Annotated in this window: 9 protein-coding genes; 5 read left to right on the top strand and 4 right to left on the bottom strand. The window is 56.9% G+C overall.

The window, feature by feature from the left end; all coding sequences use genetic code 11:
- The first annotated feature begins 292 nt into the window (after positions 1–292).
- The gene (locus tag O6760_RS15030) at positions 293–10,348 is read left to right on the top strand and encodes a DUF4214 domain-containing protein (protein WP_269586171.1); all 10,056 of its coding nucleotides are present in this window, start codon (positions 293–295) and stop codon (positions 10,346–10,348) included.
- 770 nt (positions 10,349–11,118) lie between these two features.
- Here the strand turns inward: O6760_RS15030 and O6760_RS15025 are convergent.
- Positions 11,119–12,057 (bottom strand): tyrosine-type recombinase/integrase, encoded by a 939-nt coding sequence (locus tag O6760_RS15025; protein WP_269586170.1) that lies wholly within the window; start codon positions 12,055–12,057, stop codon positions 11,119–11,121.
- A gap of 222 nt (positions 12,058–12,279) precedes the next feature.
- Between O6760_RS15025 and O6760_RS15020 the strand changes: the two genes are divergently transcribed.
- Positions 12,280–13,074: a UbiA family prenyltransferase gene (locus tag O6760_RS15020; protein WP_269586169.1), complete on the top strand. Its 795-nt coding sequence runs from the start codon at positions 12,280–12,282 to the stop codon at positions 13,072–13,074.
- Here O6760_RS15020 and O6760_RS15015 read toward each other — a convergent pair.
- A complete protein-coding gene (locus O6760_RS15015; protein WP_269586168.1) occupies positions 13,063–13,983 on the bottom strand; it encodes a hypothetical protein in 921 nt (306 codons plus the stop codon). The genes O6760_RS15020 and O6760_RS15015 overlap by 12 nt on opposite strands.
- Positions 13,984–14,174: 191 nt before the next feature.
- A protein-coding gene (locus O6760_RS15010) for an IS3 family transposase (protein ID WP_269581172.1) occupies positions 14,175–15,277 on the bottom strand; the annotation gives its coding sequence in 2 pieces (ribosomal slippage) (positions 14,175–15,016 and positions 15,016–15,277; 1,104 coding nt in all).
- A gap of 695 nt (positions 15,278–15,972) precedes the next feature.
- Here O6760_RS15010 and O6760_RS15005 point away from each other — a divergent pair.
- The 3 genes from O6760_RS15005 to O6760_RS33455 are packed head-to-tail and all read left to right on the top strand — an operon-like array spanning position 15,973 to position 17,023.
- Entirely contained in the window at positions 15,973–16,308 is a 336-nt protein-coding gene (locus tag O6760_RS15005) for a hypothetical protein (protein WP_269586167.1), read from the top strand.
- 52 nt (positions 16,309–16,360) lie between these two features.
- Positions 16,361–16,792, top strand: a complete 432-nt coding sequence (locus tag O6760_RS15000; RefSeq protein ID WP_269586166.1) for a hypothetical protein — start codon at positions 16,361–16,363, stop codon at positions 16,790–16,792.
- A 48-nt stretch (positions 16,793–16,840) separates the two neighbouring features.
- On the top strand, positions 16,841–17,023 hold the full coding sequence (locus O6760_RS33455; protein WP_442969950.1) for a hypothetical protein: 183 nt from the start codon (positions 16,841–16,843) through the stop codon (positions 17,021–17,023).
- Here the strand turns inward: O6760_RS33455 and O6760_RS14990 are convergent.
- Positions 17,016–17,723: a hypothetical protein gene (locus O6760_RS14990; RefSeq protein WP_269586165.1), complete on the bottom strand. Its 708-nt coding sequence runs from the start codon at positions 17,721–17,723 to the stop codon at positions 17,016–17,018. The genes O6760_RS33455 and O6760_RS14990 overlap by 8 nt on opposite strands.
- Positions 17,724–17,839: the final 116 nt, after the last annotated feature.

Below are 17,839 nucleotides of genomic sequence, written 5' to 3'. Positions count from 1 at the left end.
GAAAAATGACTACTCCAGCGACCAGATCGTCAACGGTGTCAGATTGGGCGCAGATGACCACTCTACCGCAAGGGCGGCTTCAGATAGGGTAACTCCAGCAGCACAATCTCAATCAAACAAAGGATATGGCTGGTTTGGCAGTAATGGACCCGGCGACGGTTCCATAGCATTGGGAACTGGTGGCGCTACCGAATATTATTCCCCCCCCGAACCTCGCGCTTCACGGGAAAATGGCGGCGGCGACCGAGGCGATACCAACCCCGGGTATGAGCGAAACAATGGTGGCCTATCTGTGTCAGCCAACAATGACCGTGACTACGGCAACTGGGAGCGCTCGCACGGTGACAGTTACAAAGACCGTGGAGATGGCGGCAGCTCCTATGGCGACATAGACGCTGGAACCGGTGTTCCTCCAATCATTCTCGACCTCGACGGCGACGGCCTTGAGGTCACCGCGCTGGACCGCTCGACCGTGTTCCTCGACACCGGCGGCGACGGGTTTCTGCATCGCACGGCCTGGGCCGGCGAAGGCGACGGGGTTTTGTATTTCGACCCGGACGGGCGCGATGAGATCACCGAAAAGCGCCAGTTCGTCTTCACCGAGTGGGACCCGACGGCGACCAGCGACCTGGAAGCGCTGGCCTCGGTGTTTGATTCAAACGGCGACGGCGTCCTGAACGCGTCCGACACGGATTTTGCAAAATTCAAGGTGATGGTCACCCTGGCGGACGGCTCGACCGTGTCCAAGACGCTTGCCGAGCTCGGCATCACCGCGATCGACCTGACGGCGGATGCGACCAATATCGAGCTTTCCGACGGTTCGGTCATCACCGGCAAGACCACCTTCACCCGCGCCGACGGCACGACCGGCACGGTCGGCGATGTGCTGCTGGCCTCTGAAGCCCAGGGCCACCGGGTGGAACAGGTGGAAACTGTAGATGGGTCCGGCACCCGCAGCCTGACCACCACCGCCTATGCCACGGACGGCAGCAAGGCTTATGAGATCGTCTCCGAAGTCAGCGCCGACGGGCTTTCCATCACCAACCGCTATGACGATGATGGCGACGGGGTGGTCGACCGGATCCAGACCATCGACACGGTGATCGAGGCCGATGGCAGCCGCACGGAAATGGAACAGAATTTTTCCGGCGCGGACGACGCCTCGGCCGTTCTGACCTCGCGCACGCAGACCCAAAAGCTGGTGAACACGGCGAGCGGCGAGATCGATGCGGAATCGACCGAAATCATCTCCCGGGATTCAACGGGCGGCAACTGGTTCGACCAGCGCGAAACCCGCTCCTTCTCGAACGGCAGCCTGACGGTTCTGGTCGAAAACCTGGCCCAGGACGGCTCGGTCATTACCAGCCGCAGCGAGACGGTCTCTGCCGATGGCTCGACCCGCATTGACGGCCTGGACGCCGATGGCGACGGTGCCGCCGACACCATCGAGACCCACCAGGTCGACAAACACGCCGATGACAGCCGCACGGAAACCGTGACGGTGAGCAACCAGGACGGCTCGCTGCGCTCCAAAACGATCGAAGAGGTCGAGGCCGACAACCGCTCCAAGGTGATCACAAGGGATCTCAACGGCGACGGCCAGATCGACCAGCGCGAGATCCTGGACATCACCGTGACGCCGGCGGGCGGCAGCACGTCGCGGCTGGAAATCCGCAACGGCGACGGCTCGCTGAAATCGGCGTCCACGACCGTCACCTCCGACGACGCGCTCACCAGGACCACGGAGCTTGACCGGGACGGCGATGGCGACATCGACCTCAAAACGGTGGATGCCACCACGATCAACGCCGATGGCAGCCGCGAGCGGATCGTGACGGAGACTAACGGCGACGGCTCGATCCGCGCCATGCGCAAGGAAAGCCTCGACGCGGACAAGGTCGGCCAGGAGGTTTTTGTCGATCTCGATCAGAACGGGAGTTTCGAGGCCGACGAGAAAGTGTCTTCCGTCGTGGTCGATGCTGCCACCCAGGAGCGAACCGCCACCCAGTGGACACGTTCCGCGGATGGGTCGGTCCTGGCAAAAACAACGAGCGTGACCTCGGCGGACGGCCTGACCACGGCCAGCGAGAGCGATCTCGACGGCGATGGCGACAAGGATCTTCTGGTCAGCGACGTCACGGTGCAGAACGGTGACGGCTCGTCCACCCGCACGGTGACGACGGCGAACGGGGACACTTCCCTGCGCGGCATCCTGGAGACGACAACCAGCGCCGACGGCTTGACCCGGACCGTACGCGAGGATGTTAACGGCGACGGTGCCTTTGACAAGAAAACCGTCAATTCTCTGGTGCTGGAAGCCGATGGCGGCACCACCCACACCGCCTCGGCCTTTGCCGGTGATGAGACGACGCTGCTGTCCGAGACCGTCACCACCCAAAGCGCCGACCGGCGCACCACCACCGTGACCATCGACCGGGACGGCGACGGCGCGATCGACAGCACGTCGGTGCGCGTCAAGGGCACGGATGGCGCGGTGACCCAGACGGTGACCCAGACGGCGGCGGACGGCACGGTTCTGGGGGAAACGGTCAGCACCGTCAGCGCCAATGGCCTGAAGACCTCGACAGCGACGGATCTCGATGGCGACCAGGCCGCCGACGGGGTCACCTACTCCGAAACCACCCTGAACGCGGATGGCAGCCGCACGACCGTGCAGAGCGCGGAAAACGCGGACGGGTCGCTCAAGAGATCTTCGGTGTCAACCGTCAGCGACGACGGCCTCACAACGGTGAGCAAGACCGATGCGGACGGCAACGGCACCCATGAGCGCGTCGTCACCGACAAAACCGTTCTTGACGCCGATGGCGGCACCACCCGCACCATCGAGACCCGCTCGCAATCCGGCCAGCTTCTGGGCCGCAGCCAGACCGAGGTGAGCGACGACAGTCTGGTGACGGTCCAGAGGATCGACCGGGACGGCGACGGCACCTTTGACCTCGTCGAGACCTCGACGACCGTGCTGCAGGCCGATGGCGGCACGGTGACGACGACCGAGACCCGTGAGGGCGGGGTTCTGCGCGCCAGCACCACCGAGACAATCTCCGACAATGGCCGCGCCCGCGTCACCGAAAGCGACGTCAATGGCGACGGCAAGACTGACACCCGGATCACGCAGTCGGTGGCCGACAGCGGCGTTGCGACGGACCATGTTCAGCACAAGGCCGCCGATGGCAGCGTTCAGAACCAGATCCGCACGGTCACCAGCGCCGACGGCCTGACATCCACCACCTATCGGGACACGGACGGGAACGGCGCTTACGAGACCCGCTCGGAATCCGTCCGGGTTCTGAACCCGGACGGCTCGGTGACCACCACGGCGAGCCTCAAGGCCGAGAACGGTGCGTTGCAGAGCGAGACGGTCGAAACCGTTACCGATGACGGGCTGAAAACCACGCGCGTCCAGGATTTCGACGGTGACGGCAACACGGACGAAACCTCCGTCCGCGAGGCGGCGATTGCCGATGACGGCACCATCACCACCACAGAGACGGTGACCGCCCGCAACGGCGACACGCTGATGAGCTCCGTTGAAACTGTCAGCGGTGACGGCCGCTCTTCCTCGCTCGCCGTCGATGCCGACGGCAATGGCTTCAACGACACCGTGACAAGCACAACACTCGGCGATGACGGCGCCACCACGACCACGGCGTCGGCCTATTCGAAGACCGGTGACCTGATCTCCCAGACCGTCGCAACGGACAGCGGCAACGGGCTGGAACGCACGGTGGCCTTCGACCTCGACGGCAACGGCACCGCCGAGCGCAGCCTGAGCGAGGTTACCGAGATCGCGGCCGACGGCACCACCACCCGGACGGTGACCCATGAGACCGGTTCCGGCCGGCTGCTGGCCCGCGAAGAGGTGACCAGCTCGGATGACGGCCTCAGCGTGACAACCGCGCTCGATCTTGACGGGCAAGGCGGCAATGACTTTGTCACCACCCGGACCACCAGCTTCGGTCCAGACGGCTCGACCAGCGAGAGCTGGGTGACCTTCGGCCCGGGCGGAGAGAAAGGCAGCGCGGAACGCGTTACCAGCGCAGATGGACTGGAGGTGAGCGTCAGCAGCGACCTGGACGGTGACGGCGACATCGACCGGGACACCACGCTGGAGACCGGCGCCACCGGCGGCAGCACCGAAACCAGCCTTTTCTACGGTGACGGCACCGACCTGCAGCGCTCCGAGACCACCGTCACCAGCGCGGACGGACGCCAGCGCACCACGACCCTGGACCAGGACGGCAACGGCAACACCGACCTGAAGGTTCAGACAGACATCGACCTCAGCGGCAACGAGACCACCACCTGGACGGAATTTGCCGAAAACGGCACCACCACCGAGGCGATCATCACGCGCCAGGCCAATGCCAACGGCACCAGCGACATCTACCGCCTGGACACCGATGGCGACGGCAGCACCGACATCAGCCGCGAGACCACGATCTCATATGACAATGCCGGCAACGAGATCCGCGTCTTTGAGGAAAAGGAAGGCCCTGCCGGCGTGCTCGGCTTCAAGTCCACCACGGTGACCTCGGCCAACGGCTTGCGCTCGACGACGGAGACCGACAGCGACGGCGATGGCGAGATCGATACGCGCGCGGAGACCGAGACGGTCTTCAACGCGGACGGCTCCTCCACGACCACCAGCCGCGACTGGCACGAGGACGGCGGCGACCTGCGCTCCAGCTACAGCGAAACCGTCAGCGCCGACGGGCGCACGGTCACTGAAACCTTCGACTTTGACGGTGACAGCGTCACCGACAAGTCCCGCGTGACAACGACCGCCGCCGACGGGTCAACACTGATGGTCGAGACCGGTTATGGCGAGAACGGCGCCCAGAGAAGCGCCGTGACGACAACCTCCTCCGACGGTCTCACCACCACGGTTCAGCGTGACGGCGTCACCCAGACCATCACCCGGTCCGAGCTCGGCAATGGCAGCTACGACTGGGACAACGGCAAGTCCGGCGCGGACCATGTCACCGTCGCCCACAAGGTCGATGCCGCCGGCATCGAGACCTGGGAGATGACCTCCGGCGAAAACGGCACCCTGACGACGGTGAGCCAGCGCTTCGATGCCGCGGCCAAGGCACAGCTTCTGGTCGAGGCGGCCCGGCTCTATGACGCCGTGCTCGACCGCGACATGGACGCCTCGGAGATCGAGGTGCTGGTGCAGCATGCCGAGCATGGCCGGCTGAACCTTGCAAACCTGGCCGACGCGCTGCTGACGACGGACGAATATGCCACCCGCTACGGCACGCTGTCGGATGCGGGCTTCGTCTCCCGGGCCTACCAGAACACGTTCGGCCGCGAACCGACGATCAAGGAACTCGGCCAGCACCTGGCCGAGCTTGACGCCGGCACCAGCAAGGCCGCGATCGTGGCCGAGCTTTCCGAAAACACCGAACATATCGTGGTCGGCAACGGCCATGGCGAGACCAAGAATTACGACGTGTTCCTGATCGACGTGGTCGAGGAAGACGACCACCGCGCCTCCTATGGCATCGACGGCGTCGATGTCGCCAGCGACGAAGCCAAGGTGGAGATCGGCGGTGATGGCGCCGACACGCTCACCAGCTCGGGCGATGACGCGCTCTTCGGCGAAGGCGGCAATGATTCGCTTTATGGATCATCAGGCAGTGATTTGCTTGTAGGTGGACTGGGCAACGACGGCCTGAGAGGGGGGCATGGCGGCGACACCTATGTCTTCAACCGCGGCGATGGCGATGATGTCATCATCGACGAAGGCAGCGATATCTCGACGGGCGCCAACGATCCGGCAACATCCGGCACCACGTCCGGCGGAAGCACCGGCTCCCCTGATGGCGGCGATTCCGGCACCACCGGCACGGTTGACGACAATTATGGCTCCTGGTCGCCGTGGCGAACCGACAGCGCAACAACGGGCGTCGAGGGCGGCTACTATTACGGCTATGACGGCTACCGCTCCTACGAGATCGATACCCTGCGCTTCGGTGAAGGCATCGAGCTGGACGACCTGAAATTCAGCCGCACGGGAGATCATCTCAAGATCGAATTCTATGCTGAGAGCGCGGCGGATGCTGCTGACGCCGCAGCCAAGGGGCTGGGAGCGCTTACTGGCTCCCTGACGCTGAGATACTGGTTCTCCGATTCAAGCATGCGCATCGAACGCCTGGCATTCGACGATGGCGACAGCTACTGGATCGGGCATCTCAATCGGGCGCGTCCATTTAGCAACGCTGTCGATGACAAAACAGGCTTTGACAGTGACAATGAGATTTCCTTAGCCCGGGACGGCGACGACACCATACGCGGCGGCGACGGACACGACATGCTCTTGGGAGGAGAAGGTCGTGACAAGCTCTATGGTCAGTCTGGCAACGATCTTCTTCTCGGCGGCGCCGGTGATGATTGGCTCTATGGCGGCGAAGGCAACGACATCCTCGACGCCGGCGCAACCGACGGCAGCTGGCAGTATCTGTACGGCTTCGAGGGGGACGACACGTACATCTACAAAAAGGAAAACGGCAAGGTCTTCATCAGCATTGAGGAAAACGCGTCACGGGGCGATGACACGGTTGTCTTTGAAGATTTGACACTGGCTGATGTCACTTTCGACACATACCAATATACCACGAGCAATGGTCTTGCGTTGAGGTTCCGGTGGAGTGACGGCTCTGAGGCAGGAGAATTACGTGTTGCCGACATGGGGCAGCACATCGAACGGTTCGAGTTTGCCGATGGCAGTGCGCTCAGCAAGGTTATCCTTCGTGAAGACGGGCGATACCAGCTGTACGGTGCAGCCAATGCGGATGGTACCCGTTATGTCGTTGGAACCGAAATGGACGACTATGTCTTCGGCGGTTCAGGCGATGACGTGCTGGATGCTGGGGGGACAGCTGGTGGCTGGCAGTACGCCCGCGGCGACGCAGGTAACGACACCTACATTTACAGCAAGGCAACCGGCCGACTGTTCGTGAATTACCACGAGGGTGAAAACGACGGCACGGATGTGGTGCGCTTTACCGATCTGACGCTTTCAGACATCACTTTCTCGACGACCGACTACACGGTCAACAATCCAACCAGCTTGGACAAGATTGCCCTCCGATTCCTTTGGAACGACGGCGTAAACAGTGGGGAATTCCGTGTTGCCGACATGGGGCAGCACATTGAGCGGTTCGAGTTTGCTGACGGCAGTGCGCTCAGTAAAGTTATCCTTCGTGAAGACGGGCGGGTTCAGCTCTACGGTGCAGCCAATGCGGATGGTACCCGTTATGTCGTTGGGAGCGAAAAGGATGACTTTGTTTACGGCGGTTCAGGCGATGACGTGCTGGATGCAGGTGGGACAGCGGGTGGTTGGCAGTATGCTTACGGCGACGCAGGCAACGATACCTACGTCTACAGCAAGGCAACCGGCCGGCTGTTCATAAACTACCGGGAGGGTGAAAACGACGGCACGGATGTGGTGAGCTTTTCTGATCTGTCGCTTTCCGACATCACTTTCTCGACGACGGATTACACCATCAACAACCCTTCCAGTTTGGACAAGATAGCCCTCCGGTTCCTTTGGAACGACGGCGTAAACAGTGGGGAATTCCGGGTTGCCGACATGGGGCAGCACATTGAGCGGTTCGAGTTTGCCGATGGCAGTGCGCTCAGCAAAGTTATCCTTCGTGAAGACGGGCGGGTTCAGCTCTACGGTGCAGCCAATGCGGATGGTACCCGTTATGTCGTTGGGAGCGAAAAGGATGACTTTGTTTACGGCGGTTCAGGCGATGACGTGCTGGATGCAGGTGGGACAGCGGGTGGTTGGCAGTATGCTTACGGCGACGCAGGCAACGATACCTACGTCTACAGCAAGGCAACCGGCCGGCTGTTCATAAACTACCGGGAGGGTGAAAACGACGGCACGGATGTGGTGAGCTTTTCTGATCTGTCGCTTTCCGACATCACTTTCTCGACGACGGATTACACCATCAACAACCCTTCCAGTTTGGACAAGATAGCCCTCCGGTTCCTTTGGAACGACGGCGTAAACAGTGGGGAATTCCGGGTTGCCGATATGGGGCAGCACATCGAGCGGTTCGAGTTTGCCGACGGGACGACGCTGGGCAAGATCCATCTGGACAGCTACAACCGTGTTGTGCTGAGTGGCACGGTAGACGCTGATTACATTATGGCCGATGCCTTCAGCCTCGGCGACGGTGCAGGCCGTTTTACTGACGACCGAGTGGTTCGCGCTGGCGCTGGTGATGATACGATTGAGACGGGCGCCAGTGACTATGCAGATTGGCAAAATCTATATGGTCAAGCCGGCGACGACACTTATGTGATCGGGTCTGACGCGGGCTCTGTGTTCCTGTATCACGATGCCGAGGTTGCGGGAGGGGGAACGGACACGATCCGTTTCAAGGACCTGAGCCTGTCGGATCTGACCGTATCGACCCACGATTACGGCGCAAGCAACAACAATGGTGTCAGTCTCGTCCTGAGTTGGGACGCGGAAGGCGACCGGGCGGCGGGCCGGTTGCACATAGCCAATGGCGGCGATCAGTTCGAGCGGTTCGAATTCGCCGACGGGACAGTTGTTGACGAGATCAGGCTGGACAGTTCAGGCCGTGTGCTTGTGAACGGTACGTCCGGCGACGACTACATTCGGGTCGGAGCACTTAGCCCTGGTGATGGGACCGGCCGGTTTACGGATGATAACCGAGTTTATGCAGGTGCAGGCAACGACACACTCGAGACGAGCACCAGCGATTATGCGGACTGGCAGCATCTTTACGGTCAGGCCGGTGACGACACCTATGTGATTGGGTCGGACGGCGGCTCGATGATTATCGATCATACGAGCGAACTGGTCGATGGCGGCATGGACACGGTCCGGTTCAAGGACCTGACGCTGTCGGACCTGACGATTTCCTATCGCACTTATTACAACGCCAACGGCGTCGCCTTGAGATTTGAGTGGCAGGACGAAGGAAGTCGCCCCGCGGGTCAACTTCAAATTGCCAATGGCGGCGACCAGATCGAGCGGTTCGAGTTTGCGGATGGAACTGTTGTTGACGAGATCAGGCTGGACAGTTCAGGCCGTGTGCTTGTGAACGGTACGTCCGGCGACGACTACATTCGGGTCGGAGCACTTAGCCCTGGTGATGGGACCGGCCGGTTTACAGATGATAATCGAGTTTATGCAGGTGCAGGCAACGACACACTCGAGACGAGCACCAGCGATAATGCGGACTGGCAGCATCTTTACGGTCAGGCCGGTGACGACACCTATGTGATCGGGTCCGACGGCGGCTCGATGATCATCGATCATACGGGTGAAAAGGCCGATGGCGGCATGGACACGGTACGGTTCAAGGACCTGACGCTGTCGGACCTGACGATCTCGTACCACACGCATCTGAACGACAATGGCGATGCGCTGAAATTTGAATGGCAAGCGTCAGAGAACCGGCCTTCGGGCCGGTTTGATATTGCCAATGGCGGGGACGAGATCGAACGGTTCGAGTTTGCCGACGGGACCAACCTTAGCAAGATCGAGATTGATGGGTTGGGACGTGCGGTTCTCCATGGAACAGACGAGGCCGATTACATTCGCGCCAGTGCGCTGAGCACGGGGGGCGAGAATGGACGTTATGCGGATGACAATGTCGTATGGGCCGGCGCTGGTAACGATGTGCTTGAGACCGGTTCAAGCGACTGGGCGGACTATCAAGTGCTGGGCGGACAAGCAGGCGACGATACCTATCTGATCGGATCAGACGCTGGCTCTGTCATCATCGATTACAGATCGGAAGTTTCCGGAGGCGGCACGGACACAATCCGCTTCAAGGATCTGAACCTCTCGGATCTGACCGTTTCCACCTACGACCATGGCAACGCCAACGGGGAATCGCTGGTTCTGGGATGGGAGGCTGAAGGCGCACGCCCTAAGGGTCAATTATATGTGGCCAATGGTGGGGACGAGATCGAGCAATACAAGTTCGCCGATGGGACCGGCCTGAGCGCGATCAACATTCAGACAGATGGGTCGATCGAACTCTTTGGCACATCGGCGAATGATCGTATTTCCGGAACGACGACCGTGGACCACCTCACCGGTGGCGCCGGATCCGACACCTTCGTCTTTTCTGACGGTCACGGCAACGATACCATCACCGACTTCTCGGATGGCGATGACCTGATCCAGATCGACGGCGGTGCGTTCAGCTTCGCGGATCTTGTTCTGGAGACTTCCGGAGACGATGCGCTGGTGCATTTCGGGTCGAGTGTGATCACCCTGGAAAGTGTTCTCGTGTCCGACCTCGACCAGAGCGACTTCCTGTTCACCTGACCGCGCGATGCTCAGGCGTTCAGGATCTGGTCATGGAACTGCATGCCTCGGTCCAAAGCAGGTCCGGGGCGTGGTTCACTTTCATAAGACAGCCACAACGTGACGTGCCTTGAGCGCCGACTGCCTGCCTTGGAGGTTTGCAGATCAGGGTTCCCACCTGGGGAGGGGGGTCATCCAGCTCCGAGTTCCAAGGCACGGCAAATTTCAGCTCTTCTTGCCAAGGTGGGAACACCTTCCAGATAACGCATTTTGGTTCCCACCTTGAATATGCCCTGTGACTCCCATGCAGTAAGAAGCAGTTGCCACCTTGAGCAACTCATCGATGAGCGCAAACTTGCCTAAAATGGCGGAATACTGCCGTTTCCTTGAAGGTGCCAGCTCGTTACGAATTTTACGTTTCAGTTGCTACCTTGAACTTGCACGGTGTTTGTTTTCATTGCGCTTTTTCAAATAGCACAAATCGCCATCCCGCTAATTGCAGTATTTTTCGCCAAGTGAGGTTGCGCACCGGCTTTCACATGGACCTTTCAAATACAGCAGAAAACCGCCAAAAACCGTTCGATCCCGCGTAATCCCGGAAATGCCATATGTGCCAAGTGTTCTTGCGCGTTACACAAAACCCGCAAGCTCATTTGGCCTCCTGACCGAGCTCCTTGCTCCGGGCCGTTCAAGCGCAGGATCCGGGAAAACAGGCTTGATGGCGTGGCTCCCGGACATTCACGCACCTTTGGTGCCCATTCGGGAATTGCGATAATTCTGAGTTGACGGACCTACTGATCCACCTGGGCAAGCGTATCGGCCCGTTCAATCGCAGAAATCAGCGAATTATCCGATACCTTCGTGTAGATCTCGGTAGTGGCGATGCTTGCATGCCCCAAGAGACGCTGAACAATCCTGATATCCACTCCTTCTTCGATAAGCAGCGTCGCCGCGGAGTGCCGGAATTGATGCGGCGTTAAATGCGGTTCGATGAGGAGCGTTTTCGAGATGGTCCGCAAACGTTTCCTGAATGCCGGCGCAGTCAGAGGCTTGCCTCTGGAGTTCAAGAACAACGGGGCGTTGGCACCGTCCGTTCGAATTCTCCCATCCCAATGGACCCGGAAATCGCGAAGCAGTCGGTGGTTGGTCACATACACCGTGCGCTCCCTGTTGCCCTTGCCCCTGACCCGGATCCGGGACCCCGCACCATTTACATCCCGAGCCAGCAGGTTAGTAACCTCCCCTACCCGCATACCGGTCACCAGGAGCAACCGCGCGACAAGGCCGGTTACCTGTTCGGAACTCTTTTGTGTGGAGGAGGCCAGGCTATGGTCGACGTTGGTTTCGGCCAGGTGTTTCGATGACTTGAAGACCGAGTTTAATGTCTGACGGTCGACCGGCCGAGGGAGGCGCCGCGGTATCTTGAGATCCAATCTGAGACCATCAAACGGTGACGCTGAAACGTTTTCTCGCTCGCACAACCACCTGAAATACGAACGGAGCGTTACCATACGCCTGCGGATCGTCGATGGGCTGGCGTCTTCATTTTCCCGCAAATGCTTTTGATAGCAGATGATTTGTTCATGTGATGGCCAGGCACCCAGGCTCAATGAACTGGCGAACTTCTGAAATGCCTTCAGGTCCTGGCGATAGGCGCGAAGCGAGTGCTGGCTCAGACCCAGTTGCTCCCGGCAGTAGGTCTCGAATTCGTCATATAGGATGCGGATCATGTTTCCCCTCAGATGCCTCCAGGGCGCGAACATGCTCCGATCGCGGAACGAACTCGTCGCGCCAGCAGCATGAAGTGCGCGCGAAGGAGTAAAAAACTGCTTTAAAAACAATCGAATAAACTTTTTAGTTGTAGCCCGCAAAGCCACGTTATACTTGTTTGATTGTATCCGTTTTAGAATTGCAATTTACTGGCGATGCCAGAGTTACGATAACTGGGAATTATGCAGCCCTGGGACGTCATCAATTTTTTAAAACTTGTCCGGTTCGATACGAGCCTGCTGACGGCTTGCATCATATTTGTTCCTTACCTCTACAAAGGTTTGACCGTTCTCCATGCAGCACAAAAAGCTTTGCCGATTTTACTAACGAGCATGTGCTGCTTTGTTCTAAATGATATCCACGATCTAGAGAAGGATCGAATAAACCACCCAACTCGGCCGCTGCCTACAGGTTCGATATCTGAGCGCAGTGCAATGGGCATTTATTTTCTACTTCTCGCTCTCACTCTGTCATCAATTCTATCTTTTGTTGAACAAGATAAATATTACATATATTTGCTATGCCTGATTATTTTCACAAATTATGATCACGTTGTGAGTGATTTTCCATATTTAAAGAACTTCTATGTAGCTACAGCAAGCGTTCTACCAATACTTATTCTCCGGCCCTCTGAATTTAGCTTCACAATTATTGACAACGTAGCCTTAGCGATGATGTTCTTCATCTTTGGGCGCGAGCTTCTCATGGATCTTCAGGACTTGTTGGGTGACGGGCAAACATTTGTTCGGAGTTTGGGAGAAAAGTCATCCGCCAGCATTGGTTTTGGTTCTCAGTTTATTGCCATATTGCTACTTGCTGCTATCGCAGAGGGGGCAATTCATTGGGCGGTTATTGCATTTTTATTTGCGAGCTATATTTTACATATATTTCTATGGCATCGGTTAAAATTCCGTCCAGTAATCATCCATGCGATGAAAGCCCAAGCAATTGCTGGATTGGCATTCTTACTTCAGTAGGACGCCTACAATCATCAGAACTATAGTGATCGCTATTGGGAGATCGCTAAGGCTTGCTTTTAGTCTATATCTCAATTCATCTTTTGATGTCTTGTCATATTCAATAATATAACTAAGGCGCTCGTAATCTGACAGCTTTTCATCTCTTAACTGTTCTTTAATTCGATCAACCTGCCGATCTATCGATCTTGCATATAGGGTCTTCAGTACCGTTCGAGGGTAAAAATTGAATAATGCAACAACGGGAATTGCTATAATCGCTGGAAGTAATAGCGCTAACCGAATGTTTTCTCCTAATGGAGAGTCATATTTGAACGGACCGTAATATTGGCTCATCACGACAGCAAAGACGAAAATGGCAGTTATTGTTGAGATCGAGTTCACGTAAGTAGCTATTATCCCGAGTTTATCTTCTTTAAAGATGTCCTCTTCGACTGGTATTTTCTCAATCGCATGTAACATCTGTGCAATATAAAAGAGCTTTCGACCCACATAGACGCCCAAGCCATATTCAAGACAACAAAACGCAATAAGAAAGGCTTCAGGTAAGCCATCAAAAGGAAATTTTGCAAACTTAAATATAAAGAATCCTATTGCAATGAAAATGGTTGCAAACGAGGCCGATCTACTGGCGGACAAAAACCGTCTTTTGTATTCGCCATATTCGGTCTCCAAAAGTAGTTTTTCGCTAAACGTGTTGTCTATGAGGTTCGGAATCCAATTTTGACTATTATAGATGAGAATAGCCGCACTAAACACTAAGCCACCTGAAATAGCAAAATTAAAAGAGCTGAAGAAAGCGTTGGCATAAGCATTGGCAGAAGTAGCTCCAACGATCGGCCACAATATCAAGGCGGTAGTGCATCCAAAAAGCACACTTACCCCGAACCCATAGAAAATGTGGTTCATCAGGAAAAACAGGTGGCGAGATGTGTTCATAATTCCCAGTTATCGTAACTTCAGTTCCGGAAAACCCCGGATTTCAGAAAACAGCTGCTGACCTGCTCCCCCGAATGTCCGCAATCACAAGTCGGCTCTGGTCACGGGTTGGAGTGCTACCCAACGTGCCCCCAGGAAGGGCTAGAGTTTTCCGGACCAAATCAGGAACACGGGCTGGCTGCGTGTTCTGATTTCATGAGATCCACCGGCACTTTGTTGCCGATGGCACCGTGAGGTCTGTGTTCATTGTAGTCCTTGCGCCAATCCTCCAACTTTTCGGTCGCATCCGCAAGGCTCAGGAACCAGTGTGCATTCAGGCACTCCGCCCTGAAACGGCCGTTGAAGGCCTCAATGAAGGCGTTGTCCGTCGGTTTCCCAGGCCTGGAGAAGTCAAGCGTGACGCCCCTTCTATAGGCCCACAGATCGAGATCCCGAGAGATGAACTCGGAGCCCTGATCGACCCGGATCGTCTTCGGATAGCCAATCCGGGTGCAGACAGTTTCCAGCGTTCTCACCACATCCTCGCCACGGTAACTGAAGCGCGGATCAAGCGCCGGCACATAGCGGGAGAACGTGTCGATCACCGTCAGAACGCGGATCTTCCGACCGGTTGCGAGCTGATCATGCACGAAATCCATGGCCCAGACATCATTCGGACCCACGGCTTCCTGGCGATCTTCCCGAAGCTTCGCCTTCACTCGGCGCTTGGGATGCTTGTTCCTCAGTTGCAGGCCCAACTCGTTGTAGATCCGCCGTGTTTTCTTCATGTTGATCACCCAGCCTTCCCGAAGCAGCAATACATGCACCCGCCGGTAACCGAACCGGACGCGCGTCTGGCAAATCTCCCTGATACGCTGTTCCAAAGCGGCCTGGCCGGGCCGACGGGATCTGTAACGGTAGGTCGTCGGGTCAAGCCGGATCACCGCGCACGCACGGCGAATGGACACCGACCAGTCCGACCGCATCTCGTCGACCAGCGTTCTCTTCCGGGCAGGCCTCAGAGCTTTCGTTTGACAATGTCCTGAAGCATCTCCTTGTCGAGCGACAGGTCCGCGACGATCTTCTTCAGCCGGGCATTCTCCTGCTCAAGCTCCCGAAGACGCTTCATCTCCGACGGCATCAAACCCGCGTATTTCTTCCGCCAGTTGAAATAGGTCGCCTGGCTGATGCCAGCTTCACGGCAGATCTCCGCAACCGGAACACCTTCTTCCCCACGCTTGACGATGAACGCCTTCTGCGCATCAGAAAACTTCGATGCCTTCATCAATTCCGCTCCTTCCTCAGCCAGGAAAATCGTCGCGGAAAACTCTAACCCAAATCGAGGGAATTTAGCGGGGGCACATCAGGGTGGAGTGCTACCCAACGTGCTACCGAAGCGGCTCGCAAGTTCCGACACGGTCTCCCGCCCTTGCAGGACGGCTGTCGCCTTGAACTCCGCTGAATGCCGCTTGCGTTTCGCCATCTCTGATCTCCGTCTATTTGAAGACCAACGGACAACAAATCGCAGCTTGCTTCAGCGTCCGACGTTCGGAGGCAGCGCAGCCGGCACCGGTTCCTGATCCGGTCCGGAACAGGGCAGCCCGGCCCGGGTACGTGCCGGGCAGCACTCCAATGCATCGGTTTTGAAACCGGAAAAAGCCAGGGACAAGCAGCTCAACAGCTTGCCGATCAGCCCGCAACCCCAGAGACGCCTCCCGCCACCTGGAAGGGTATAATTCACTTGCGCACCTGTTTTCCATTCACTAGGGTGGTAGAATTGACATATAAATAGCGCGACACCAGACCGAACAGGAAGCGTGATTACAATGGATGACTTCTTATTCGCAAAAGGATAGCTAGTTGTTCTTCCTGCCAGCCTTGTATTATTTTATAATTGCTTGCTTCCTCGTTTTTGTTCTGTTTTTCTGGTTTATCAACTCGGTTGGCCCGGGAGCGGCTTTTCTGGGGCTCTTTGTCGGCGTGGCCATATTCACCATGATCGCGCTCGGTTCCTGGGGCTGGCTCATTCAAAACCTTGCGCTTGCCGCACTGGCCCTGTTTGCCTTTGTCCGAAACACAGGCAGGCCCCTGAGGAAAGTTCCCTCGATCCTGTTCCTGCTGGTGATCATACCGTCAGCGGCAGCCTGCCTGGTTTCACGGCAAACACTGGCGGATCCGGACAGCCTTTTCTGCGTTCCTGTCAATCTGGTTGGCGTGGGCGGCAGTTTGATCCTTGGCTTCCTGTTCGCCTGCCTGTGCCGTCAACCTTTGAAAACATTCGGACAACTGGACGAAGCCGACGAAACGCCGTCGTGACATTGCCTGGTGTCTCGGCTCCTCTTTCAATCCCGCAGGCCCAGGATTTGTAATGAGACCGATTGTATTTTTGCTTTTTCTTTGTTCTGCACCGTCTGCACTTGCCAGAATGGATCCAGGACCTCCGCCATGGTTTTGCCATCCCGTCACTGTGTGCGACAGCAACAACCTGTGTGTGTCGGTCTACGGACCTCCAATGGGGTTTAATCTGCGTGCGATCGAGAACCAGAAGAACAAATTCGTCCTGCAGGGGCTTTATGGCAATGAACAGCTTGCAGCGGTTTTTTCCTCGCGGGAGGAGGCTCGGCTTTTTGTCAAAACAGACAACTCGGCAGAGCGAGCCACAATCATCCTAATTCCGAACAACAAAGTTGCAGATGCCCGCAGCTTCTGGGCACACAGTACCGACTCCCACGGTACTGGTGAACGCTTCTTAAGCCCAGAACACTTGCTTATTGCCTGCGGAAGTATCCCAAAAAAATAGATCCGCTGCCGACCAGAAGTCTGGAAGTCTCAAACCAGACCAGGTGGGGTGAAAACGCCGCTTACGCTGAAGGTGCTCGAGGCCGAGAATGCGAAGCTCAAAAAGCTTTTGGCTGAGGCCATGCTCGACAATACCATGCTGAAGGACGTCGCTTCAAAAAAATGGGAACGCCCGGCGCAAACCGGTAGTGGTCTAAATCCGAGGCGATATTCGTATGCAGACCTTATCTGACAACCAGCCGATCAAGCGTGTCGGTCAAGCTGTCTTTGATTTCAGCCAGCTCGTTCCACATCACGTCGTAAAATTCCGCATCAATCATGACGGAGCCCTCGTAGCGAATTCTGAAGTAACAACGACGATATACAGGTTCATCGTTGCTGCGGAACTTGAACTTGCTCCTGCGGAACGAGGGTTCTTCACTCAATAGATTGCAGATGACAAAAGCGTTTGCGTTGGATGGATCCCCATCTTCCTGAAAATAGAAATAGTCCGTATTGCTCTTCGGATAGTGCGAAAGACGCAGGACCGTTTCACCTGTTGAACGATCCCGCAAAGCCGTCGTGGCGGGAACTGAGTTCCGGTCCAGCCCCAATGTCGCATCAAGGATGAATTTGTCCAGGTTCCTGTTCGGCTTTTCATTGTAAACAAATATGACTCGAGAAATTTTTCCGGTTTTTTCTTCAATCTCATTTTCGATTGTTTGAACATCATTCAGATAGAGTTCACTCTCGCCAACCAAGAATTCACGTGGTGCCGAATGGCGGCCGAAACCTTCGCAATATCTGAAGCTCAACGGACCAATTTTCGCAATCTTGCTCTCAATTTCCGGGGCAAACGGACAGACCGTATCGTCTCTGTCCTGAGCATAGCCGGGACTGGGATCAGCCATGGGCAGAAAGAGCAAGGCGCAAAAGACGATAAGTTTTCTCATTCCAGACAGAGCCTCGTCAATTTTTCCAATTAATTCGCGCTATGGCGGTTGTAATCCATGATGCAACCGGATTATAGCGGATTGCACATGGTCAATGATCAACAATTTATTGATGT

The organism is Roseibium sp. Sym1 (assembly GCF_027359675.1).
Taxonomy (GTDB): Bacteria; Pseudomonadota; Alphaproteobacteria; order Rhizobiales; family Stappiaceae; genus Roseibium.
This window is presented reverse-complemented; position numbering and strand designations above follow the sequence as displayed.

Coding starts and splice junctions, on each gene's coding strand:
- O6760_RS15015 (WP_269586168.1), bottom strand. CDS start 13,983: ATGAACCACATTTTCTATGGGTTCGGGGTAAGTGTGCTTTTTGGATGC.
- O6760_RS15000 (WP_269586166.1), top strand. CDS start 16,361: ATGAGACCGATTGTATTTTTGCTTTTTCTTTGTTCTGCACCGTCTGCA.
- O6760_RS14990 (WP_269586165.1), bottom strand. CDS start 17,723: ATGAGAAAACTTATCGTCTTTTGCGCCTTGCTCTTTCTGCCCATGGCT.
- O6760_RS15020 (WP_269586169.1), top strand. CDS start 12,280: ATGCAGCCCTGGGACGTCATCAATTTTTTAAAACTTGTCCGGTTCGAT.
- O6760_RS15025 (WP_269586170.1), bottom strand. CDS start 12,057: ATGATCCGCATCCTATATGACGAATTCGAGACCTACTGCCGGGAGCAA.